We start from the raw sequence: 22,978 nt of genomic DNA, 5'->3' as shown, positions 1-22,978 counted from the left end.
CATTTGGGAAGCGGTACTTCGAAAATGCGCAAGGGCCTTCGCAGAAAAGCGATCTCCCGGGCCACGGCGCCCGCAAATCGCAGCCGATCCGTTCATCCTCGTCGGACTGAAGGCAGGGTATCAACCTCGCCGAGATCCCAATATAACCCCGCCATAATCTCCAGGGCCTCACGCGCCAGCCCGATCGGGAGGTGCTCATTGGCTGCATGTTGCCGGCACCCAGGATAGGCATGGGGTACCCACAACGTGGGCAACTCCAACACGTTGGCAAAGACGTCGTTCGGAAGCGATCCCGCGAAATTGGGTAACATTGCCGGCGATTTCCCCGTCGTCCGCAGGATCGAGGCTTGGGTCCACCTAGCCCAAGGATTCTCGGGATCGAGGCGCGTGGCAAGAAAAACGCCGTCGTCAGGGCTGGGCGTCACCTGAACCATGTCGAGCCCGGACTTCGCGAGGTGGCGCCGCAGGGCCGGCACAATGTCCTCATGATCAACGCCAACCACGAAGCGGAGCTGACACCGCGCCCAGGCACTCGGGGGAATGGCGTTGACCGGCGCCTGCGGATTTCCGCAGCTGATGGCGAGAACATCAAACGAGCACCAACCATACACCTGCTCTGCGGGAGTCAGTCCCGGCTCACCCCAAGCCGGATCGATCTGAGGTCCTCCAGGTCCCCCGTCAACGACACAATCGGCAAGCACCCGCCGGACGGCGTCAGGCAGCTCATTTGGAAGCCATTCTTGGATCAGGATGCGGCCGGTCGGAGAGACAATCGTGGTCAAGGCATGTGCGAGCTGGATTGCGGGATCGGAAAGCAGACCGCCCCAATTGCCCGAATGATATGCGCTCTCGCGCGCGTCAATTGAAATGTCGAATGTGACACATCCGCGCGAGCCGAGGAACACTGTCGGCCGATGCTCGGACAAGCGCGGTCCGTCCGAGGCAACGAAGATATCTGCGCGCAAGAGTTTCTTGTGCGTCAAGCAGAGTTCGCGGAGGCCGGGCGAATCGATTTCTTCGCCCATCTCGATCAGGTATTTTAGGTTGAACCCCAGCCGACCTTTTGTCTCGAGGACAGCGCGGAGACCGGCAATGTTGATGGCATGCTGTCCCTTATTGTCGGCGACACCACGTCCATACCAGCGATCATCGAGCTTTGCCAGGTGCCAAGGCGACCTTCCTGCGGCCCACGATCCCTCCATTCCCCGAACCACATCCCCGTGCCCATATCCGAGCACCGTGAGCAATGCTCCATCTTCCCTACGCTCTGCATACAGGAAGACCGCGCCCGCAAGCGTCAAAAGCTGGCAATCGCAGCCAAGCTCTTCAAGCATGCAGCGGAGCTGGCCGAGATACTCGGCAAGCTGACGTTTTCGCTCCGGGTTCTGACTCTCAGAAGGAATAGCGACGAGCCGCGAGAGCACGGCCTCGAAGTCCCCAGAATCCAGATGGCTTCTCGCGCGCGAGATTGCGGCGTTCCGGCTCATTACGGGCGGCTCCTCGCACGCCAAAGGGAGCTCAACCGACGGCCGGAAACACGCGCGTGTGCTCGGCATCAACCGAAACACGCACCCGCTGCCCTGATAGAAAAAGCGGCCGTCCGGGGCTCACCGAAGTCCGGGCTGTCAATCGAATGGACCCTACCTGCACAAGCACGCTTTGGTTTGTGCCCGTGTAGGCCGATTCCAAAACCGTCGCGGTGGCGCTGTCGTCGGCTGTCAAGCCAACATACTCCGGGCGAACGGCCAGAACGCCTCGATCGCCCGACGAGAGCACCTGATGGGTTTTCTGTATAATCTCAAGGCCAAGATCAGCGCTGCGGGCACACACCTCGCCTTGAGACCGCCGCAACTCGACCGGCAGAAAGTTCATCTCGCCGATGAAATCCGCGACAAATGCAGTAGCCGGCTTCTCGTATAGCTCACGCGGCGTCCCGCACTGTTGCAAGCGGCCTCGTTCGAGAACCGCAACGCGGTCAGCCATCGACAGCGCTTCCTCCTGGTCGTGGGTAACGAAGATGATGGTGCTACCAACCTCCTTATGGATCAGTTTGATCTCCATTTGAAGTTGCTGCCTGAGCTTACGATCGAGGGCCCCGAGCGGCTCATCCATCAGCAACAGCGGCGGACGGAAGACGAGAGCGCGGGCCAGAGCGACGCGCTGCTGTTGTCCCCCCGACAACTGGCTCGGAAGTCGCGCACCATATCCGTCGAGTGCAACGAGCTTGAGGGCTTTAGCGACTTCACGCTCAACATCTGCTCCACGCAGGCCACGGCGCCGCAGTGGAAAGGCAATATTCTCGGCGATAGTCATATGGGGGAACAAAGCATAACTCTGAAAAACCATGCCGAAGCCGCGACGATAGCTTGGAACATCATTGATCCGTGTGCCATCGAGCATGATATCGCCGGATGACGACGCTTCGAACCCTGCGATCATCATCAGCAGCGTTGATTTTCCTGACCCGCTCGATCCAAGCAAGGCGACGAACTCTCCTGGTTCGACCGACAAAGAGACGTCATCGACCGCCTTGACAGGACCAAACATCTTGGTCAACGAGTTGACCGAGACGGAGCCACGCTTGCCCTGCGACGTAGCTGCACCTGCCCTTACCCTTTCATTCACCATTGCTGTGCTGACGCTCATTTCGGCCTCGTCTCGAATATCTTGCGCGGTATCGAGGACAATCGCTTCCCACCCGAGCTGGTCACCACGACGGACTCGCTGAAGGCAAGGCCAGCAGCGGATGTGTACATGTGAAAGACCATTCCTTCCTCGACGGTCCAATCCGAACGAGGCGTGAAACAGCGATATAGGTCACTCGTGTGCTGTGAAACGAGCGGAGCGGTACCAAGCGTGTACCCGGTAATGTTATCGTAGGTCTCGCGCAACCCGGCCGCGACAACGCCTTCCCGCACAATGCGGTCGACATCAGCGGCAATCGCGCCAGGCCGGAGCGCGGCGATTTGGCGATCTTGTAACGCGATAAGAGTCTGAGCCGCAGCTCGCTGTTCGTCGGTTGCCGGTCCCACGATGACCGATCGCATGATCCGTACCGTATAGAAGCGCAATCGCGGCAAGAGCTCGATATGAACGATATCGCCATCGACCAGCGGCCGCTCTGCGAGGAACCCGTGCAGCGAATCCCAGCCTGATCCGACATTGAGAGGCCCAACAAAGCCATCGTCAAAGCCAAGCCGGTAGTAGGCTGCAGCGGCAGCTGCAGCGATGTCACGTTGACTCTTACCGCTCGCCACCTCCTTGACAGTCGCGTCGAATGCCGCATCCAACAGTGAACCGGCCCGGGACATATGCGCGATCTCTTCCGGCGACTTGCATCGCCTGAGATCCCATCCGGAACGCTCAAGGTCAAAAAACTCGGTATCCGGCAAGAGCTTGCGCAGCGATTGGAGTCTTTGGATCGTAAACGAGTTCGATTGAAACTCAGCGCCAATCCGGGCGGGCACCGAACCACTTTCCCGCAAGGTGCTCGCCAGCACCGCCAGCGGATCGTCCCAATCGCCAAACCCCACGATATTATCCATCCACGTGCGCTGCCGCGCCGGGGGCATATCAAGCTTGCGCACCAGCAAGAACGGTTCGTACGATGCCGGCACGATGCACGCTCGCCAGAGATTTTCGGAGACCGTATAGCCCGAGAGCCAGGACATCATTTCGGGCTCGTCAAAGATGACACAGTCAAGACGACGCTCTGCCATCAATTTTCGGACGGCGTCACATCGACGCTTGTACTCCTCGACGGAGAAGGTGAGATCGCGGCTCATGGTCGATGCTCCGTTGCGATTGCGAGACCTCGACCCAGATTGGATCGAGTGGACTGCTTCAGGAAAGGCGCCATTGGCTTCCTCGTAGGATGAACAATGTCACAAGCGCGCTCCATTCATCAGTTCAACGATGGAGGCTTTCCTGCGGGCGACGAACTTGAACAACCGCGCCCACGAACAGCCGCAGAAGCATCAGAAGCGCAAGAACGATGAGAAACAGAACGGCGATGACGGCGATCTGGGGACTGATTTCCAGGCGAATGTTGTCCCACATTCTCATGGGCAACGGCGTCGCCGCGGGCCCGCTCAGGAACAGACCGAACACAACGTCATCGAACCCCACGATGAACGCGAAGAGCGCTGCGCTCGCTAGCGTCGGCAACAGCAAAGGTAGCGTCACCGTTCTCAGCGTCACAATAGGGCTCGACCCCAGGCTTGCCGCAGCCAGTTCGAGGGTGCGATTAAAGCGCTTGAGCCCTGCGATCATGACAACGACCGTATATGGTGCGCCAATGATCGTATAGCTAAGGGCAAATGCCAGCGGATTGCCGATCAGCGAGGATCCGGCGAGAGCGAAGAACAGGGAAACTGCGATTACGACATGAGGAACGATCAGCGGGGAAATCAGGAGAAGATAGACAGGCACGCGTGCAGAGAACCGGTACCGCACGAGAGCGAAGGCGGCGGGCACACCAATCGCTACGCTCAGGAGAGCGGACAGTCCTGCCCATTTCAGGCTGAAGCTAAGGGCATCGAGCCATTGCGTATTCTTAAGCAAACTTGAGAACCACCGCAGCGAGTAGCCGGGCGGCGGAAAGGTGAGGTATGGTGCATCGCTGAATGCAAGAGGAATTACGACCACGAACGGCAGCACCAGAAGGAGGAGCGTCACCCCTGAGCTAACGTACAACAAGGGTCGGCGGACGGCCGTCAAGGCCTCATGCAGCCTCATTGACGGGCCGTGCAAGCTCGCCGTCAGTCGCTCCAGTATCGGCCACTGCGCGGAAAGACCGGATGTGGACTTGCCGGCCAGAGAAACGTTGTTATGCGGGCGATCGTCGAGTTCTTCCGCGATCCGCTGACGAAATATGAGAAAGACCGCGATCACCGTCAGCATCAAGACTGATGATTGGGCTGCGGCTTCATCAAAATTGCCGAGAATCAGCACGCGCAGGCTAATGCCCTGAGCGATCAGATAGCTATCAGGGCCACCAAGAAGCTCTGGCGTAATATAGAAGCCGAGACTGGACAGAAAGACGAGCGTGCAGCCGCTGATCACGCCTGGCATCGAGGCTGGCAGCGTGATCCTCAGGAAGGCGTCGGTAGGAGGACTTCCGAGGCTTTGTGCCGCTTTTGCAAGGCTTGGATTAACCCGCGCCAACACGGCGTAGAGAGGAAACACCATGAGCGGCAGCTGGACCTGCACCATGCCGACATAGACGCCGACCGAATTGAACACCATTTGCAGCGGCTCGGAGATAAGGCCAAGGTGCAAGAGGAGTTGATTAATCGGTCCGTTGGGGCTGAGCAGGACGATCCATGCATAGGTCCTGATCAGGACACTCGTCAAATATGGGAGAGTGACAATAAGAAGCAAAAATGCCGCCAGGCGCGGTGGACATTTCGAAACGGCATACGCGAGCGGATAAGCAATGAGCAAACAGACGACCGTCACGGTCGCGGCTAGCGCGAGTGTCCTGAGGACAATCCATACAAACGCCGGCGAGTTGGCGATCTCGATGTAGCTCTTGAGCGACCAGGCACCATCGTGTTGCAGGCTCTTGAGCACGAGTTGCGCAAGCGGCACGACGTAGCCGACCAAGAACAGGATCACGATCGGCAAGAGAAGGAGGACGGGCACCAACCGCACCCGTCCTGAGGTGTCTCTCCTATGCGGCATGGCCAGACTCGCATCCACCATTTTGATGCTACCGTACGCCGGAAATCCAACGCTCCCATTGAGCAACGGCAATTTCATTGTTGGCCTTGCCGTTGGAGCTCACAGTGTTCCAGAACTCGTAGTCCTGGACGAACTGCAGCTTCCGTGCTTCGGGGGAGGTCGGCAGGAGCTTCGCCCGTTCAGAGGGCACATGCTCGAATGCACGCGAGTTCGGTGGCGCATAGAGGATGTGCTGGACGAATTTCGCCTGATTTTCGGCTCGCGCTGAGAACGCGAGAAACTTGAATGCATTGTCCGCATTCTTCGTGCCTTTCAGGACTACCCAGGTGTCGTATTGCAGCATTCCCTGATTCCAGGTGTAGCCGATCTTGGCCCCCTGCTCGTTGGCTGCCGAAACCCGGCCGTTCCAGGCGCTACCGGCAGTGATCAACTTATCAATGATCATCTGCGGAGCTTCCGCGCCGGTGTTCCACCATTTCAAGATGCTCGGCTTGACCCGGCTGAGGCTCTTGAACGCGCGATCCCAATCAAGTGGATAGAGCTTCGACGGATCAACACCGTCCGCCATCAGAGCAGCTTCGAAAGTACCACCGTCGGAGGCCCAGGTTCCGGCCATGAGCGAACGCCGTCCCGCGTATTTTTGGGCGTCCCAGACATCCGCCCAAGTGTTCGGCGCATTGGATGTAAACTTCGACGCGTCATACGCAATGAACAGCGAATAGATGATCGCGGGCACGGTGAACTTGCCGACCTTGACCGGACTGAACGAGTCGAGGTCCGCCTTATCGAAGTAACCATAGTCGATCGGAAGCAGAAGATTGTCCCGCTCGAAAGTCGGGGCCTTGCCGCCAGGAAGAATTGTCACGTCGTATCGGGGAGCGCCCGCCAACACGCTCGCTCGCACCGCACCCGTATCGGTGCGTGGCTGGGCGATAACCTTGATACCGGTCTCCTTCTCGAAGGGCTCGAAGTAGGCGATCCGCTTGGCCTCCCCCCAAGACCCGCCGCCATCGTAGACAACGACTTCGCCGGTGCCCTTGGCTATCTGTGCGATTGCAGGCGCGGGAAACAGCGAGCGGGCGGCCGCCAGTCCCCCAGCCAAAGCGGTGCCCTGCAGTAGCTTGCGTCGGACGACATCCACCATGTTTCCCTCCCTTGTATAGCCAAAGCTTGCTCGGTCCGGCTTCGTGCATATAATGTGGCAACTAGGTGGCTAAATTCGCCGTTTTGCTAGCCCCAAATGCCATAAAACGGCAAATTGAGTGCTTAAATGGCTATCACGCGCGCTGACCTAGATCGCCTCGACATGAAGCTTCTCATGCTGCTGCAGGAGAATAATCTGCAGACTTCTGAGGAACTGGCAGAGCGCGTGGGACTTTCGCCGACTTCTTGCCTGCGTCGGCTCAGGCGATTGCGTGAAAATGGGGCGATCATGTCCGACGTCTCGATCATATCGCCTTCTGTCGCCGGCAAACGGGTCACGTCGATCGTGCTCGTGGCGCTCGAGCAAGAGCAGCTCGATCTTCTCCACACCTTCAAGAATCGAATGAGCGCCTATCCTGAGGTTACGCAGTGCTATTACGTAACGGGTTCGGCTGATTTCATTCTGGTTGTCAATACTGGCTCGATGGAGGAATATGGGGCTTTCACCGAGCGAGCATTCTTTCCTGACAAGAACATCAAGTCATTCAACACATATGTATCGATGCAGACGGTCAAGTTCACCACCCGCATCAATCTTGACGTATCCTGACCGGTAGCGCTTTGCTCCTGCCTATTTGTTTCCGCTCCAAACCGATACGTCGGTGGGGCCTTCCGTCGCAAAGAGCAGAACCTTGGCGCACTGATCGAGCCCAAGTGTTTTTCGGTCCTTCTCTTTGGCCGCCCTTAAGAGGCCTGCCAATCCCGCCGCTCCCGATTCTCCGACGCAAACACGCGGATCGCCTGACATGCCCTCATTAAGCAAACGTACCGCATCTGCGGCCTCTTCGTCGCTTACCGTGATGTATCCGGTAGTCAGATCTTCGATGATCGGCCAAGCCAACAACGATGGGCTTTGGCATTCGAGCATCGACATGTTCGTCGCAGGCCCCGTCGGAAGGCGCACGGGCATCTTGGCTCGAGCGCTTTCGTAGAGGCAGGCCGATCGTTCCGGCTCCACGACCCAGAGATGGGTATCGGGCCCGAATAGACCACGCGCCCAGCCATGGCCGAATACACTTGCAGCGAGACCTCCGACACCAGCTTGAACCAGAACATGCGTAAAGGGCTTTTGCTGTCCCGTGGTGGCGGCAACGATTTCATCGGTCAGGATCGAGTAGCCCTGAACCACAAGCGTGCAGGCCGTGGCATCTTCTCCTGGTCCGACCGTATCTGGGACCGCAATCCAACCGGCCTGCGAGGCGGCTTTGGCTGCAGCTTCCACCGAATCGTGATAATCTCCTGATACACGCTCGAACTGAGCACCGAGCCGCGAGATATGGGCGGCACGCTCGTCACTCACGCCTTGGTGCAGATACACAACAGCCCGCGCTCCGATGAGCCGCGCTCCGGCTGATACCGAACGGCCGTGATTGCCGTCAGATGCACAGGAAAAGGTGAGTTCGGAGAGCATAGCCCGAACGCCAGGCTCCATCAGTTCTGCCGGCAGAATTGCTCGCCCCGTCCGCCTCTCGACGTGTTGCATAGCGAGCTTCAGCACCGCATAGGCTCCGCCAAGTCCCTTGAAGCTACCTATGCCAAGACGCTGCGTCTCGTCCTTGATCCATAGTTCACCAAGACCTAGCCGTTCGGCAGCACGCGGCAGAGAGATCAAATCGGTCGGAGCATAGCGCGGGCAAGCTTTAAGAAGGCGCAGAGGCTCATCTCCTGCGTTGCGGTCGCACCATGGAGCAGCATGTTTCAGGCCAGATGAACGGTTGCGTAATAGGATAGATCGTTGATTGGCAAGCGTCGCTGTCGCGGAGTCCGCGGGCTCCAAAGGGGGTACCAAGGTTATCCTCCTGGCAAACTAGTTTGATCTTTCCGGACGTACTTTGCCAAGCAGCGAAGCCGTTTAGTGCAATCTTTGGCGTAATCCATGACGGAATTCGGCATTGTTGACCCTAAAATGGCAAGTTTGGGCTCTACTCGCAGACATATTCTAAGGCGATTTTGCTGGTCGACGGCCGCTTTCGCTCAGCAATCAGGCATTCTCCTGTGTCGCGAAGAAGGGATCTCTGGTGCAGGATATCGGGGAGCAAACCGCAAGCTCGATCGAGGATCTTTCCGATGCGGACGTCGCTCGTTTGCGAATGCATACGCCCGGCGTTGCACATCGAATCCATCTTAATAATGCCGGCGCCGCTTTGATGCCGAGCCCCGTCCTCGATGGCATGGTCGCATACCTTCAGCGCGAAGCTGAAATTGGCGGCTACGAAGCGAGCGCCGAAAGCACAACGCGGTTGGAGGGCGTATACGATAGCATTGCTCGCCTCGTCGGTTCAAAGCGCGAAGAAATCGCCCTGACCGAGAACGCCACTCTGGCGTGGCAACGGGCCTTCTATTCGCTCCGTTTTGGCCCTGGCGACCGAATTCTCACCACCTCCGCAGAGTTTGCGGCAAACTATGTTGCCTTCTTGCAGGTCGCCCGCCGTACGGGCGCACGGGTCGAGGTGATACCCGACGACGCAAATCAGGTTCTAGACCCGGAGGCGCTCGCACGCATGATTGACAAGCGCGTAAGGCTGATCGCCATCACGTGGATACCGACCAACGGCGGCTTGGTGAACCCAGCTGAAGCCGTGGGACGCATCGCGCGCGCGCATAGTGTTCCCTACCTGCTGGATGCGTGCCAGGCTGTTGGCCAAATCCCCGTCGACGTTCGTGCACTTGGTTGCGACATGCTCACGGCAACAGGCCGGAAATTCTTGCGTGGCCCCCGCGGAACAGGCTTTCTCTACGTGCGCGACGATTTCCTGAAGGGCATTGAACCGGCCATGATCGACCTGTTCGGCGCACCTTGGGTTGGACCTGAGCGCTACGAACTTAGGTCCGACGCACGACGGTTCGAGACGTGGGAAGCGAACTATGCGGCGCGGCTTGGACTTGGGATCGCCGCTGACTACGCGCTTTCGATTGGCATCGAGAGGATCGAACAACGTTGCCGCCAGCTTGCGAATGAATTGCGAGCAGCGCTTGGCGCAATCGCTGGGGTGTTGCTTCACGATCTCGGGGAAAGTCCCGCCTCCATCGTGTCGTTCACACTTCGTAGTGCGGTCGCAGGGGAGGTCATGCGGAGCCTTGCAAGGCAGAACATAAACGTATCGGTATCGCCACCAACAAGCACACCGTTGGATGCAGCGCGGAGAGGCCTCCCGGACGTCGTTCGGGCATCGCCACACTACTACAACACGATAGAGGAGGTTCACACTCTCGCGGCCGCGGTCAGAGAGATCGCCGCATAGGCGTTTGCAAGCGGCTCCAATTAGCTAACGACGTCTAGATTGGCGCCTAGTGCTAGCGAAGCTGTCTCATCGAGAACTAGACTTTCAAATCAGTGAGAAGACCCTTGCAGATTTTCTTGCCTTCCCGCAGCAGGAATGCAAGCCGTCCAATGATCCTGCAGTGTGTTCGATGGAGTCGCCCTCTCACCGTGCCGAGACCAGCGACTTCATCTGGGGACGTGACGTAAGCGCCACGGCTCACCCGCCGAGCCCTCAATTGCATCTGGCCGGGAACTATTGCACCTGGTCAACTACCAATCCCTGCAGCTTGGTCAAGACGACCGGCACGTGGCAAGCGTGACCAACGAACGCCGCGAACGTCAAGGATTCGGATGCAAGACAGATTTTGCCGCGCCAGCTGCGCTGATGAAGCCACCAATTGCTCGCCCGCCCCCCCAAAGCTGCTCGGTGGCTGGATTCCTCCGATCTCGTGGGTCACCACCAGAGGCCGCGGTGTTGCTGCCGGGCGCGCAAGTCCTTTCGAAGTTGGCCATTGTCTTTCCCTTCGGTGAGGACGCTAGCAATGAAGCGCTTCGTGAAGCCAGCTCTCTTGCCGGGTGAGCCTTGCTTTCGGTTAGCTGCCGTTTCATCGCGAAAGCCGCCTTCGATGCAGATTCGCGGGCCCGGCATACGATCCACAGTGAGCAAGGTGGATATCCGGAATGTCTCGGTAGCCAGCGTAACGAGGCTGCATTTTGCGGAGCCAGCTCTCGCCGCTGGCGCTCGGCGCATCGCCTCATGCACAAGCAACGTGTTCAGAGCAGATCATCATCGCACCTCGAGCTGAGAGGTTGGGGAAGCCTGAGTGGTTTTCTTCAGATCAATCGAGTTCTGGCTCGTCCCCCTCGCCCCTGGACGCAAAAACGCCGGGAGCTCACTTTGGGCGAATCAGGCTGCAGCGCAATCTATTCATTGCCGGCAGGCATGGACCCGAAGTGCCCCATACGTGATCGCTTTCTTGTGATGACCTCGCCTCGGACATACGCGGCTACGGCAGCACTTTCTTTCAACTCCAGACCAAGGGCAAAGCAATGTCGGCTTGTTGCCGCATTTTCGCTAGCGGCTTGTCTGGTTGGCAATTGCGTAGTGGCACAAACCGCGAGCGGACTTGATCCAAGTAACCATCCTGTGGATCAGGCCAGCCAAAGAGGAAAGACTTCCGGTCGAGCCGCAAAGCTACCGATCGACCTGATCCGTCAGACAATCCGCCCTCCTGTCCCGGCGCCATCAGCAGGTCCCGCAGTGCCGTTCGAGAAGCGCGGCAATACGGGCAGAGCTGCTCAGACGAGGTCGCAAAGGACGATCGATCCCTTCGAAAGGTACGACAAGCTGCGTGAAAAAGGGTCGTGGTTCAACATACCTGGCCCTGCGGACACGATTGATCAAGACAAGGACGGCGTTAGATCGGCGCTGGCAGATGTCGGCATTGGCTACATCGGCTGGACACACAACAGCTTTGCAAACAACCAGCTGCCGAATTCAGCCAGAAGCACTATCGCAAACCAGCTCTATATGGGCCAGAATCCGACCTTCGCGTCGGCAAACTTCATGATCGTCACCTACGATCTCAGCCGGTTTGGCATTGCGGACGGACAGATTGTCTTTGGAGCCGAGCAGCAATACTGGACGTGGGATCGCCCGGGACCAGATCGAGTGGGAATCAATACGCTCGCCTACTATCAGACTTTCTTCGACAGGACGCTAGAACTCAAACTTGGCTACCTCAGAAACCAGAATGAGTTCACCGGCACATTGTTCGGAGGGATTACAGGGTCGAACATGTCTGCCTTGTTCCAGGCAGGGATGAGCACCAATGCTGCGCCGACGCCGGCGGTCAACTTGAAGTACAATTTTGACGATCACGTGTACAACAAGGTCTCGGTACAGCGCTCAATCAGTCCAGATGGTGCCTATGCCCACATAACCGAGAACCCCACCGGCTTGACCTGGAGCACGGCCAATGCAGGCATCCTTCTCGTTGAAGAAGCCGGCTACAAGAGCAAGGCTGCTCCCGGCGTACCCGACACGTGGCTGCGGGCGGGCGTTGGTTTGAACAGTAGCCGCTACGTGAATTTGGCAGATCCCAAGCAACAAAGGGAGAGTGGGAATAATTTTCACTACATCGCTGCGGACAGGCAGCTCTGGCAGAGTGACGCCCTTGAGTCGCCGTCTCGCGGCATCTACGGCGGCTTCTCCATCATGGGAGCTCCACCTGAGCTCAACAGGATCAGCTGGTATTACGAGCTGCGTCTTTATGCGAAGGGAGCTTTTGATAGTCGGCCCGGTGATCTGATTGCTCTCGTTGCGACCAACACGGCTTGGAGCAAGCCTGCAGTGGATGCTGCTCGGGCTAAAGGCCAGCTTGCGCACCGCGAGACCACAGCAATCACGGGGACATACACTGCGCATCTCGCTCCGGGAATATATGCAGCCATCGGATTGTCATATATTCATCACCCGACAAGCATCACACACACGGCCCAAACGGAACACGCGCTCAATCTGCTGGTGTCTACGTTGATATTCTTCTGATCATCGTACGCGCCCTTTTGCTCCCAGCTTCTCATGACGCATGGAATCGGAACTTCGCGATCTCTTTGGAAAGACGGTGACCGGCCGCATCTGCCCTAGACCAGGCGTTAGGACGGATATGACGGGAGGCCAGCTAAAAGGGATTATGGGAAAGGGATGTCGTTAGTTCTCCAGGGAAATCGGGCGGATTGCTCAGGAGAGGCTGGTCCCGAGCGCGTCATTTCCGAGATCGGTTAGCGAATAACCTCCCGTCCGAAACCATGGCCAGGTCAGGTTCTCGAAAGCTTCCGCACTATGCAGACCTGTTCAGGTGATCCTGGAGGCGAGTCTAGCCGCCCGCAAGATTTGACTCGATTAACGTGCCAAGCTTGGTCGCAAGTGCAACACGCCGTCTCGCAAGAGCCCGACAAGCAGCCAGGCCGGACAAGATGGCCTTGAGCAGCACTTGGCTGAGGCAAGGCAGGCCGAACCCGCTGCCCTCGGCGGTGGAGGCTCCTATCCGATCTATCTACAGCAGACTGGGACATTATCGACAGGGCGATTGCTCAATATAAGGCTCAGAAGCACCCACAACCGAACACAGTCAGGTTGTATAACTCAGGCATTTCGTCGGACCGGCGAATGATCTTCGCGCGCCTGGGCAAACAACTGATCTAGCTGACTACAACTCCCAGGCTCATCACGCAGATACTTACGTTCCTAAGGATGCACTCATGAAGACTGCGTCTAAGCGTCCTTCGTGCGTATCCGGCATATCGTTTCTCGTGGGCGACCGCGCGCTCCCCTCCGCGAAAGGCGCATCTAACGATGGCGCGCAATCTTCGGACGAGGCGACGGATCCACGTGCTGCCGGAAGGTGCCGAGGACTCACACCGGCTCAATGCGAGACGCCATCGCGAGACTTAGCTGGGTTGCCCGAGGAGATCACTGAGACCTCGAACAAACGCAATTAAAAAGCTCGCGAGTATCAGCGCGAGACCAAGGATGGTCCACACGAAGTCTGCGACTTTCGGCGATTCGATTTTTTGTCGGATTGCACCTTCGATCGATACTTTTAATCGACCGAGGCGCCCGGTTGCTTCGACTTGTTCGACCTGCGACTTCCGATGACGCAGCCAGAAATCTCTCAGCCACGGCACTGCAATGAATATCGGACTCGCGGCGCCCAGAAAATCTTTGAGTGCGTCCCACCAAGAGTACCCCATCTACTTCAGGTTCTCATCGGCAGACCCAGACTATATAGCCATAGGCATGTGAGCCGCGAGTTCTAGATCCTCACTGGACGCAGCAACCCCCAGCGTTTTGCCGCATGCAACTGAAATTCGTTCCATCAAATCCCAGGTTGGTCCTTGGATTCCTACTCCCGATTCAATTTCGCTAACCCGAGCTTGGCTTACGTCCAGCTTTTCTGCCAATTGAGACTGTGAGAGTCCGGCATCCTTGCGCATGGCTCGAACTAACTCTCCAGCACGCATCGCCGCGCTCGATAGTTTCTTTTCAGTTGCAAGGCCTGGATCAGCACGTTCGATTTTTTCCACAAGGTCGGCGAGCGAGCGACCGCGCCCCTTGCTGCTGACCTCAGCAACAGCTTGCGGTCTACGTTCGTGGCTTTTTTCGACTTTGAGTTTGACCATTGCAGCCTCCACTCTTCATTTAAACCAAACTGAAGCTCGCGCATTCAGTATTCCGGTCTTCAATGCACTATAGTCGTTGCCATTCCAGGAGGCCCCTCCAGCATACATCGGCACGCCATGCTCAGCCGCGAGCATCAGCGTCACCACCGCGTCGCCATCATCATCAATTTCAACAGCGAAGATCGCAAACTTGTTCGCTCCGACCGCTTGGAACATCTCAATCCCCCTATACGTATAGAAGGGCGACAGATCTCTGGCGTCCACCGCTCCGCTGTGAATTTTCTGGAGGTACAGCAGGACCTCGCAGGCGAAATCGTGTCCAAGCTGCTCCAACTCATCAGCCGCGTCTCCCAAGTGCGGATATTCGAACGAAACAAGCATATAGGGAATTCCTTATATTTTGTCAAGCCCATCAGCGCTGCAGTGCAGCGTGAGATGGAGAAAAGATCCACAAAATACACGCCCGAAGCGTGCAACTATAGGGCGCTTCGAACACGCAATACCCTGCGAAGCCGTGAACTATCGTTGCGCCCCATGACCTGCTAACGGTCACGAGCATAATGCTGCATTGCAGCAATTAGCCCCCCCGTGCCGGCGGCGATTGTTCAGACGGTGAACCGGAGCCGCCGGAATCTGCGGCACACTCCCCAGCAACTTTACTCCATTCCGTGTGCACGCACGGAAGCCGAACTTGCCTGGACGGAGTTTGAGGCCAATGCCTACCGACCGGCGAGTACTAAATGGCGAGGCGCCGCCGGTTCTTGACGTCAGATCCAACGATCAATGCTGTAGCAGTTCCATCTTCCACCGGCGCCGATCACGTCACAATTGCCGCATCTGGCGCGCTCCTCCTCTCATCCGCTTTTCAGTGTTCGATCAATGAGTCCGGACGAGTCTGAGCCTTGTTTGGACCGTACCGGACTTTACTTTATTGTCGAACGAGAATGAGTAATTCCAAGTGTCGATGCTCGCGCGTTCGATGGTTTAAAAGACGCCGCGATGAAAACCGCTATGGCTTGTTGAAAAACTTGCATCAGGCATGCGCGGAGCTGAAAGTGCAATCGAGCGGACACCGGCTCAGAATAGTCAGTAGCGTGCTCAGTCCGAGCTCGCACACCACGGTCTAGCTCCGGCTGTCTGCATCAGGGCCGGAGATGCTCGGGGCCTTTTTACGCGGCTGAGGTGAGCGCCCAAAGTTGTCGGAGCTTGCGAGCTGCGGCCTCAGAGGGGGCGTCATCCTGACGTGCTTCTGCCCCTCTTGTGCGGGCAAACCTCACCTCATCGTGCGCCTTCACGAAGTGAAGGCCAGCCATCAATTCTGGTAGGCGCCCCCGAGCGCTCTTGGGGCTACCATCTACAGGCCCGCGAGCTCGACGACACTCCCGGGAAGGCGAGGTGGTAGCTTTGCTAGGCAGGCAAGCCACCGAAGTTAGCGGCGCGTGGCAGGGACAGCGCTTTTCAGGGCCGACAAAGCGCCGAGTCACGTTGCCGCTAACTTCCATTTTGGTTCGAGTGGACGGTGGACTCCACAACCTACTTGCCAAGATGGATTTCGCGGGAAGGACCGAAGTCAAATAGACCTGCCGAACAGGTAGCTGCCTCATCAAACCGAGCTGGTTGGTGGCAGCACGCGTCCGCAACGCATATTTCACCGCTGCGCGCCTTGGTCTCCCCAACCAACTTTTCGACCGACGGAGCTCTCGTCCCGCAGCGGCTTTCGACGCGACGCAGATACACCCTCGCCTCTCGCGCGCGGGAATTTTCGTCACTCGGCAAGTCCGAAAGGCTCTCATCGACGGCAGCACGCTTGCCAAGGCGCAAAAGCACCTTGGCAGCGATAAACGAGGTCTCACGATTGATCTTTAGGTGCCGCCGCAGAGCAATAATAGATACTCTCTGCGGCGGTTTAGAGTCTCATAGTCCGAAGCCACGCTCTGCGAGCACACGGTGCATGACCTCGCGTTTGATCTCGCCAGCGATCTCGTTTCGGACTTGGGCTCCAAGCACCCGCTCGGCATCCGAATCGCCTAGAAGATTATGCTGAGCCATTCGCTGATCCAAGCGGGTTTGAAACTCTTCGCCCATGGCCTCGACGAGCCGGTCTTGCATCGCTTCATATTCGTCCGGAGCGATGCGCCTCAGCACCGTTTCCCAGGGCTGCCAGCGCGTTGCCACGTAGTCGGCGAACTGGCGTCCTTCCCGCTGCCGGACCAGCTCGAGCGCCTCCGTCGCATCATCCTCGCTTACGTGAGAGACCGCCAGGAAGCGCATGTCAGGGGCGACATGAGTGAGCTCCAGCGGCTCGCGCAGCCGATGTTGATAGGCCAGGTAAACTTCGATGTCGTCTAGATTCGGGTTGTCGCTGGCGAGCGAGTTGACCCTCTCGCGCGCGATCTCGTCCAGCGCCTCCAGGCGGAACGCAACGCGGCCGCGCTGGATCAGTTCACCAAGACGGTCGTCGTACACCCCGTCCCCGACCTCAGCGCTAACACGCGCGGTCTGCATACCGTTCCAGTGCAGAGTAACACGATCCTCGCAGCTCGTGTTGGCCTCGGAAGCCTGTGTGAAGAAGTGCTCGCGCAATGTCGGATTGGTGGCCGCCCGCCGCAGATCATCAGCCACTGCTTGCCGAAACGCGTCATTGCCGTAGTTCACGGTGCCTCGTAGCCTCTCCAGGAATTGAGCGTAGTCTTGGGCGCCTGGCTCATCCGCAAAGTGCTGCCACATGGCCAGTGCCTCCGGATCGTCCCCCAGCCAGTGCGCGGCAGCGTCGTACAGAGGCCGCTGCTCAAGATGCGGTGCCGCGAGGTGAGCGCGGACCTCGTCCGGAAATGGGTTATCGCCGAACTCAAGGTTCTCCAAATGAGGATAGCTAAAACTCCTCGATAAGAGTTCCTCGGGCAGGCTGGTCAGCCGGTTACCGCTGAGATTGAGCGACTGAAGCCAGCTCGGAAGGGACTCGGGGACGTTGGTCAATTGATTGCTGCTGACATCGAGTTCAATGAGACCCGATGGGAAGGACGCGGGAAGCTCGGTCAGCTGATTGCCACTGACGGCAAGCGAGGTGAGCCGCCGCGGGAGACCGTTCGGCAGGCTGGTTAGCCGGTTGTCGTTTGCGTTTAGGATCTCGAGCCCAGCCGGAAGGTTTGCCGGCAGACTGGTCAAGCTGTTGTCAGCGACCTCCAGCTCAGAGAGGGTCGCCGGAAGATCGTCCGGCAAACTGGTCAAGCGGTTATGGCTAATGAGAAGATGCTGGAGCCCGGGTGGGAACATAGCAGGCAGGCTGCTTAGGTCGTTGTGCCTGGCGCGCAGTTCCAGCAACCTTGGCGGCAGGGCGGCGGGCAGAGCTGTCAGCGAGAGCGAGGACACATCCAGCGAGCGCGAGCCTGTGTTTTCCGAATTCCTGATTCGTCTGCGGCCCTGTTGCCTATTCTCGGCTAAGCCCTGCCCCTCTTCGGCAACCCAATTGTCCAGGATCTGCGCGCGCGCGGAGGCCGGGGTCCGATACCCCGTCAAGGTCTCGACCAAATTCGCCACGGCCCGATTGAAGCCGACGAGGTAGCTTTCCTGGTCCGCGTCTTCATAAGGGGCCGAGGAAGAACCTGCACTCCACTGTGCCTGTCCCGTATTCATCAATTTCTCCATCCTCATAAGCAAAGAATACCCGCTTCTCGATCTCGCGAAGCAAGTGGTTGCGCACCCGCCATGATCCTTCGACTGCCGGTGCACGTGCTCTGCGGCTCCCGCCGGACTTGAGCGGATACAGCTCCACACGAGCCTGACGACCACGGCAACTCGATCGATATTGCTGTAAGCTTGCTGCCTTTCGTTGCCAGATAAGTCCGGCAGGACGGCAACGGGCATAGCGTTCTGCCGTTAGCAGGCCGACCTGTCGATCAGCTGACGAGTGTCGCTGCAGAACCTCCGACTTGCTCAAATTGCCAGTGATAAACGAAGCAATCCAGCTTGCGAGTGAACCGGTCAAGCTTCGCAAAGACCAGCTCGACACCGACTGGCCCAGGCGGTCTGAGAAGGGCACTTTGAACTTGGCCGTTCGGGCCGCCTGCCGCCTTTCCTTTCCAGCTCCTTAGTGAAAAGACTCCGCTGGCCGTCGTTGAGATAAAGCACCATCGCGGCTCTGGGACCCTTACTGAACCCGCTGCCCCTTTGGTATCCGCAGAAACGTGTAGGCTGGAGATAGCTAATCCAATGCTTCTGACGTCCGCCGCGGTAAGGCCGATCGCGATGTTTGGAGACCAACCCTCTAGGCCCATCCGGCAGGCTGCCCAAAAAAAGATCTGGACCGATCTCGCCGCGCTCGAATGGCGCCACCGTTAACCCGTCCAGCCGCCGTGCCAATAGCCTCTCTAGGTTTGTCTTACGGAGGTGCAGAGGCAGACCGCGCAAGTCGTCGCCGGCCATCGCAAGAACGTCGAAGGTGTAAAGCTGGACTTCGTGATCATGCTTGCGGGAGTGCAGCGCGTTGAAGTCGCTGATGCTTCGAGCAATGGAATCCTTTTGCTCTGCGGAGAACTCCGTCGACTGCAAAAACCGATCGACCTCGTCTTTATCTAAGCGGTTTAGATCTGGGAACTCAATCAGCTGAACCACCGCGCCTCACGAACTTGCATTGTGTCAATGAATTTTTCCCAGATGTCAGAGAGCGCTTCGTATTCCTTTTCGTTCGAGCGTTTGCCCCGGTCTTCGAAGTGGCGCAGCCTGTCTTTTAAACGATCGATCTCGTCATCGTGCGATCGCTTCAGCGCGGCCAGCTTTTTATCAAAACCATACCCGGAAGCGGAACGCTCATCTGCTTGCGAACGAAGCGGCATCCGTTCAGAATGAAGAGCGGAATGGCGTTCAGAATGAAGGTCAGAAAAAGGCCAGATAGTTGAGCGTTTTCAATTGGCTGGGGCGGGAGGGATCGAACCTCCGAATGCGGAATCAAAATCCGCTGATTTCTCTTTATCTTTCAAAGCGACGTCCGAACTTTCCCCCTCCGTTCACCCATTGATGATGCTTGTGAAATTCAATCGTTCGGAGCGACTGTCCATCTGCAAGTTCTCGGCTTCCGACGTTTCAACTGGACGGTAAGCCCCGTGGAGCCGGTGCGAAAAATCGCGAGACATCTAAACCTAAGGAGTGCAGCACAAGGTACGCAAACGCCAAGGCAAGCAAAGCGCCTGTCAGCATTTCAAACTTGCTGAATCTCGGCATCGTTGATCTCAAGGTGGCCACTAGTTCGGCAGCTGTCGTGTAGACCAGACGAACCCGCGTCGGATCGGGCTGCCTTACCTCCGCGCCGAACTCTCCGCCCGTCATAGCGTCCAGAAAATCCGCGACGTTGGCAACGATCTGATCGTGCTTGGAGGTCCACGAGCGCTCTCGGATCAGAACCTGAAAGAAGTTCACCTTAAGCTGGTAACCTTCGAGCTTGCTTTCCGCGAGTGCAAGCTTCGCCTTGAGCTCCGGTGCCGGCTTCGCCACCTTGGATGGCTTCTTCGTAATCCAATACTCAGCGGCCTGATCGGCCGCTTCAAAGATCAGCTTACAGAACTCGTCAACACGGGCATTGTAGGCGTCTCTACGATTTTTCCAAAGCTGCTGCAGCAGCGCGAAACCAAGCGCGACCACAGCGGTGATCAGAATTTTTTCGAGATCGCTAATTTTCAGCCTGCGGCGATGGCGCTGGGCTTTGCCTCGGAGATATATCGCAGGGCTAGGCGCTTGTATGGCTCGTAGAAGGGATCACGGGCCACGATCTCCAGGGCCCCGCTAAGTTGCTTCTGATCGAACACCCTGAAGCGGACAAGTCCGCCAAAAGCCTCTTCTAGGAAAGACGAAAGATAGCCGCGTGGGCCATCCAAAACGACCGTCACCTTTTCACCACGCGCCACGGCATCCTTCAATGCAGGCGCAAGCGTACGATCCCTAAACAGCTGGCCACTGAACGGCCCATCGCTGATCAGGCGTCCGCCCGGAGTGCGCGAAAAATCTCTTCCAATGTCAATCACGGTCGTCATCTCTTTCGCCCGTCACAACAACATTTCCCACTCGACCAAGGTTCCTCGCAAGGGCGACGCGTGGGACGCGTGCTTGGGTTCTTCTCCGGCAGTGCAGGTGTAGGTACCATTGCGGCTGATGATCCGCACCGTGCCGCTTCGGCAGTTATCTATGATGTCCCGTATCACGGGCAATCCCTTGCCGTGGTAGTCTTTTCCAGTCGATGAGTGACCAAGTTCCATCGCCTTAGCGATAGTTTCGCCGTCTCTATGGGGGGTGTCGGTAGGATTATACTCCCCGCCGACCGTTTTAGCAACGTTAGCACGAAATTCGTCGTACTTGGTCCAACGCGGCAGACTCACTGGGATCGATATTCCATGATCGTAAATGGCGATGGTAAACCGTTTCTTATTAGGCTCGACCGCGCCGGTCATCCACCACTTCTTGGCTAAGCTGGGATCCGCCAGCCAGACGGGATAGGCGTGATCCTGGACGTTTTGGATCGCCTCCCCTAAGCCATCGTATACCCGCGAATGTCCAAGCAAGGTCTCGCCATCTGCGACCCCAGACGAACCTGCAAGTTCTCCCAACGCTTTGATCAGTCCCTCGATCTTTTCACCACGAACTTTACTACCGGCAATGAACGGGATGGTGTAGATGCCGTTCCGCTCTTCCAGCTTCGATCGTGGATCTTCAACTCCCAGCAGATTTAGAAAGCCCACGTCTTTTAGAGTGGCGAGCACCTCAGGCTCCCACAAATGCAGATTCACAGCGCGCAGCAATTCATTGACGCCAAAAACTGCAATCGCCCGATCATATTCGGACGCAAGGACCAGCGCGGTGACGGGACTGATATGTTTCAATGTCGCGAAGTCAATGTAGCTCTGAAGGCGGTTGCTCTGAACGATCTTCTTACCTTCTACCCTCATTCGGTTAAGGCGTTGGCCTTGGGTGTCGAGCCTGCGGCGAAGCAGCGCAAGAAACTGCGACACCTCCTCGTAATTTTCGATCAGACAAAAATTTTCGGGCATCGCCACGCTGCTCCAGGACACTCCTGAGCTCACCGTGCCCTTCCGGTACAGCGCGACCTGATGCAGCCCCAGCCTTTGCTCGCGCTGTATGCCGTCCGCAGGCTGCTCCCCAAGAACCCGTTGCCTGGCCTTCTTCTTAAGTATGTTTCGGCGCTGCATGGCGTGCCGGGACTTCCAGAGCAACCGGGCCTTTTGCCGTGCTGATAGCCGCTTCACTCGTTAATTACCCCATCCGCCGATAGGGTGCTATTACCCAGATTCCCGTCAAGCGAGAAGGTTTTTTTCCGACTTTAAATGACGGGTGAGATCGTCAACACAGCGTCTCAGAATAAAACCCGGCGCTGGCCGGGCTTGCTATCGTTAGGAGCAAGCTTTCTCACCGCCGCCCCTGTAGCTGATCGCATTCCTTCCGGGCCGCCGCGTGCCGCTCGTCAATCCAGCGGGCGAGGTCGACGAGATGCACGCCGCGCGTCGCTTTCGCGCTGCCCTCGATCCGGACAACCGGGATGTTGAGCCTTCCGTTCGTAGCCTTCCGCGCAAATTCGTTCGGCGTCAAGTGCTGGAAGTAGTCGCGGCACACCATTTCCAGCGGAATGATGGCCGCGCCGTTGTACTGCGCCATAAGTAGGAATGCGGTGTTCACGCCGCAATCTCCGTGGGCTCCAGAAGGCGATCTAGGTTGCCGTCGTCGAGCCACGCCGCAGCTCGCTGCATCATACGAGCCCTGCCCTGGTGGACGGCTCAAGCAGCTGCATCCCTCGCGCGAGGCGTTCCCACGGGCGCTATCGCCCACAGGACCGCTTCGTGCTCTTCGCCAGCCCGAGCGGTTGCGGGAATGGCACGGATGTCCGCCTGCGCAAAGAGCGCGGCGCGTTGGAGCTTACCAAATTTAGAGATCAGATAATCTTCGCCGCGAGTGCGAGCGCTAGCAAGGGCCGCCATGACAATCCATCCTTTCAAGGTTGCTTGACTGCGTATGATCTGTATCATACATATGATAACACGATACGCAAGATGGTGATAAGAGAAATCATCAAAATCTTTTGGATGGTCCACATGCCCCCGAAGTTGGAAGACGAAACCAAGCGCCTGAACATGGTGGCCCCTGCCAGTTGGGTGAAGAAAATCGACGATTGGAGGCGACAACAGCCTGATCTGCCGAACATCTCGGAGGCGATCCGGCGGCTCGTCGATTTGGGGTTAGATGCCTCCAAGAAGTTGGGCAAGCCGAGCCGCTAATTTTTAATCGAGTCGGCTGGCCCCTTACTGTGGGCAAGATCGCATCGCTTGTTGCTGTTATCGGAACACCGTTGCGACTATCGCAGCGAGTTTGCAGCCATTAGTTGTTCAGCTATTCTCCACTAAAGCATTTCAATGCGAGGGCCACATCAATGGAAGCTAGCAGAGGTAAGGTGATGGACGAGGGCAGCGCCGCAGAATGGAGCCGGGGCTATTATCTGCTCGTGTCAGTTCTCGTCGCCGCACTCATCAGCGTGTCGGTGGCACCTACGCTTTTTGAGCGTCATCCTGACACCGAGCTGCCAAGCTGCTTTGACATCGAAGCGAAGACAGGGGCCGCACCCGGAGCGAGGTGCAACCCCGTTTTCTG

Annotated in this window: 19 protein-coding genes; 4 read left to right on the top strand and 15 right to left on the bottom strand. The window is 57.7% G+C overall.

Going from position 1 to position 22,978, the window contains the following annotated elements; all coding sequences use genetic code 11:
• Positions 1-92: 92 nt before the first annotated feature.
• The 5 genes from BM190_RS35315 to BM190_RS35295 all read right to left on the bottom strand — a co-directional run bounded on the left by BM190_RS35315 (position 93) and on the right by BM190_RS35295 (position 6,829).
• The gene (locus tag BM190_RS35315; RefSeq protein WP_092262169.1) at positions 93-1,487 is read right to left on the bottom strand and encodes a M20 family metallopeptidase; all 1,395 of its coding nucleotides are present in this window, start codon (positions 1,485-1,487) and stop codon (positions 93-95) included.
• Between the two features lie 31 nt (positions 1,488-1,518).
• Entirely contained in the window at positions 1,519-2,646 is a 1,128-nt protein-coding gene (locus BM190_RS35310; protein WP_092262123.1) for an ABC transporter ATP-binding protein, read from the bottom strand.
• Positions 2,643-3,785, bottom strand: coding sequence for a M24 family metallopeptidase (locus BM190_RS35305; RefSeq protein WP_092262122.1), 1,143 nt, complete (start codon positions 3,783-3,785; stop codon positions 2,643-2,645). The genes BM190_RS35310 and BM190_RS35305 overlap by 4 nt, the downstream gene beginning before the upstream one ends.
• A 124-nt stretch (positions 3,786-3,909) precedes the next feature.
• Positions 3,910-5,763 carry an ABC transporter permease subunit gene (locus tag BM190_RS35300; RefSeq protein ID WP_092262121.1) on the bottom strand — a complete coding sequence of 618 codons (1,854 nt, stop codon included), beginning with the start codon at positions 5,761-5,763 and terminating at the stop codon, positions 3,910-3,912.
• Positions 5,714-6,829 carry an ABC transporter substrate-binding protein gene (locus BM190_RS35295; RefSeq protein WP_092262120.1) on the bottom strand — a complete coding sequence of 372 codons (1,116 nt, stop codon included), beginning with the start codon at positions 6,827-6,829 and terminating at the stop codon, positions 5,714-5,716. The genes BM190_RS35300 and BM190_RS35295 overlap by 50 nt, the downstream gene beginning before the upstream one ends.
• Positions 6,830-6,955: 126 nt before the next feature.
• Here BM190_RS35295 and BM190_RS35290 point away from each other — a divergent pair, with 126 nt between their 5' ends.
• Positions 6,956-7,438, top strand: coding sequence for an Lrp/AsnC family transcriptional regulator (locus BM190_RS35290; protein WP_092262119.1), 483 nt, complete (start codon positions 6,956-6,958; stop codon positions 7,436-7,438).
• Positions 7,439-7,459: 21 nt separating this feature from the next.
• On the opposite strand, the gene BM190_RS35285 is transcribed toward BM190_RS35290, so the two are convergent.
• Positions 7,460-8,677: a diaminopropionate ammonia-lyase gene (locus BM190_RS35285; RefSeq protein ID WP_210189098.1), complete on the bottom strand. Its 1,218-nt coding sequence runs from the start codon at positions 8,675-8,677 to the stop codon at positions 7,460-7,462.
• Between the two features lie 301 nt (positions 8,678-8,978).
• Between BM190_RS35285 and BM190_RS35280 the strand changes: the two genes are divergently transcribed.
• Positions 8,979-10,130, top strand: coding sequence for an aminotransferase class V-fold PLP-dependent enzyme (locus BM190_RS35280; protein ID WP_092262167.1), 1,152 nt, complete (start codon positions 8,979-8,981; stop codon positions 10,128-10,130).
• A gap of 1,281 nt (positions 10,131-11,411) precedes the next feature.
• A complete protein-coding gene (locus tag BM190_RS35275; RefSeq protein WP_244550836.1) occupies positions 11,412-12,701 on the top strand; it encodes a carbohydrate porin in 1,290 nt (429 codons plus the stop codon).
• A 1,235-nt stretch (positions 12,702-13,936) separates the two neighbouring features.
• On the opposite strand, the gene BM190_RS40960 is transcribed toward BM190_RS35275, so the two are convergent.
• From BM190_RS40960 to BM190_RS35230, 9 genes are all read right to left on the bottom strand, one after another.
• Complete coding sequence (locus BM190_RS40960; protein ID WP_092262118.1) at positions 13,937-14,335, bottom strand: helix-turn-helix transcriptional regulator; 399 nt, start codon at positions 14,333-14,335, stop codon at positions 13,937-13,939.
• A 15-nt stretch (positions 14,336-14,350) separates the two neighbouring features.
• Positions 14,351-14,716, bottom strand: a complete 366-nt coding sequence (locus BM190_RS35265; RefSeq protein ID WP_092262117.1) for a hypothetical protein — start codon at positions 14,714-14,716, stop codon at positions 14,351-14,353.
• Between the two features lie 1,533 nt (positions 14,717-16,249).
• On the bottom strand, positions 16,250-17,968 hold the full coding sequence (gene nopM / locus BM190_RS35260; protein WP_177237483.1) for a T3SS effector NEL-type E3 ubiquitin ligase NopM: 1,719 nt from the start codon (positions 17,966-17,968) through the stop codon (positions 16,250-16,252).
• Positions 17,969-18,316: 348 nt separating this feature from the next.
• Positions 18,317-18,946, bottom strand: coding sequence for a DNA ligase-like domain-containing protein (locus tag BM190_RS41385; RefSeq protein WP_349516926.1), 630 nt, complete (start codon positions 18,944-18,946; stop codon positions 18,317-18,319).
• Entirely contained in the window at positions 18,934-19,167 is a 234-nt protein-coding gene (locus BM190_RS35250) for a hypothetical protein (RefSeq protein ID WP_092262116.1), read from the bottom strand. Before BM190_RS35250 ends, BM190_RS41385 begins: the two co-directional genes overlap by 13 nt.
• A 247-nt stretch (positions 19,168-19,414) precedes the next feature.
• Entirely contained in the window at positions 19,415-19,969 is a 555-nt protein-coding gene (locus tag BM190_RS35245; RefSeq protein ID WP_092262115.1) for a hypothetical protein, read from the bottom strand.
• 35 nt (positions 19,970-20,004) lie between these two features.
• Positions 20,005-20,358 carry an STAS-like domain-containing protein gene (locus BM190_RS35240; protein WP_092262114.1) on the bottom strand — a complete coding sequence of 118 codons (354 nt, stop codon included), beginning with the start codon at positions 20,356-20,358 and terminating at the stop codon, positions 20,005-20,007.
• A gap of 12 nt (positions 20,359-20,370) precedes the next feature.
• Positions 20,371-21,528 carry a hypothetical protein gene (locus tag BM190_RS35235; RefSeq protein WP_092262113.1) on the bottom strand — a complete coding sequence of 386 codons (1,158 nt, stop codon included), beginning with the start codon at positions 21,526-21,528 and terminating at the stop codon, positions 20,371-20,373.
• A 217-nt stretch (positions 21,529-21,745) separates the two neighbouring features.
• Positions 21,746-22,012 (bottom strand): pyocin activator PrtN family protein, encoded by a 267-nt coding sequence (locus BM190_RS35230; RefSeq protein ID WP_092262112.1) that lies wholly within the window; start codon positions 22,010-22,012, stop codon positions 21,746-21,748.
• Between the two features lie 161 nt (positions 22,013-22,173).
• Here BM190_RS35230 and BM190_RS39975 point away from each other — a divergent pair, with 161 nt between their 5' ends.
• Positions 22,174-22,608 (top strand): hypothetical protein, encoded by a 435-nt coding sequence (locus tag BM190_RS39975; protein ID WP_143109146.1) that lies wholly within the window; start codon positions 22,174-22,176, stop codon positions 22,606-22,608.
• The last annotated feature ends 370 nt before the right edge of the window (positions 22,609-22,978 follow it).

It is taken from the genome of Bradyrhizobium sp. Rc3b, assembly GCF_900114915.1.
In the GTDB taxonomy this organism is placed as follows: domain Bacteria; phylum Pseudomonadota; class Alphaproteobacteria; order Rhizobiales; family Xanthobacteraceae; genus Bradyrhizobium.
Note: the sequence above shows the minus strand (reverse complement) of the source record. Positions and strands in the feature narration are given on the sequence as shown.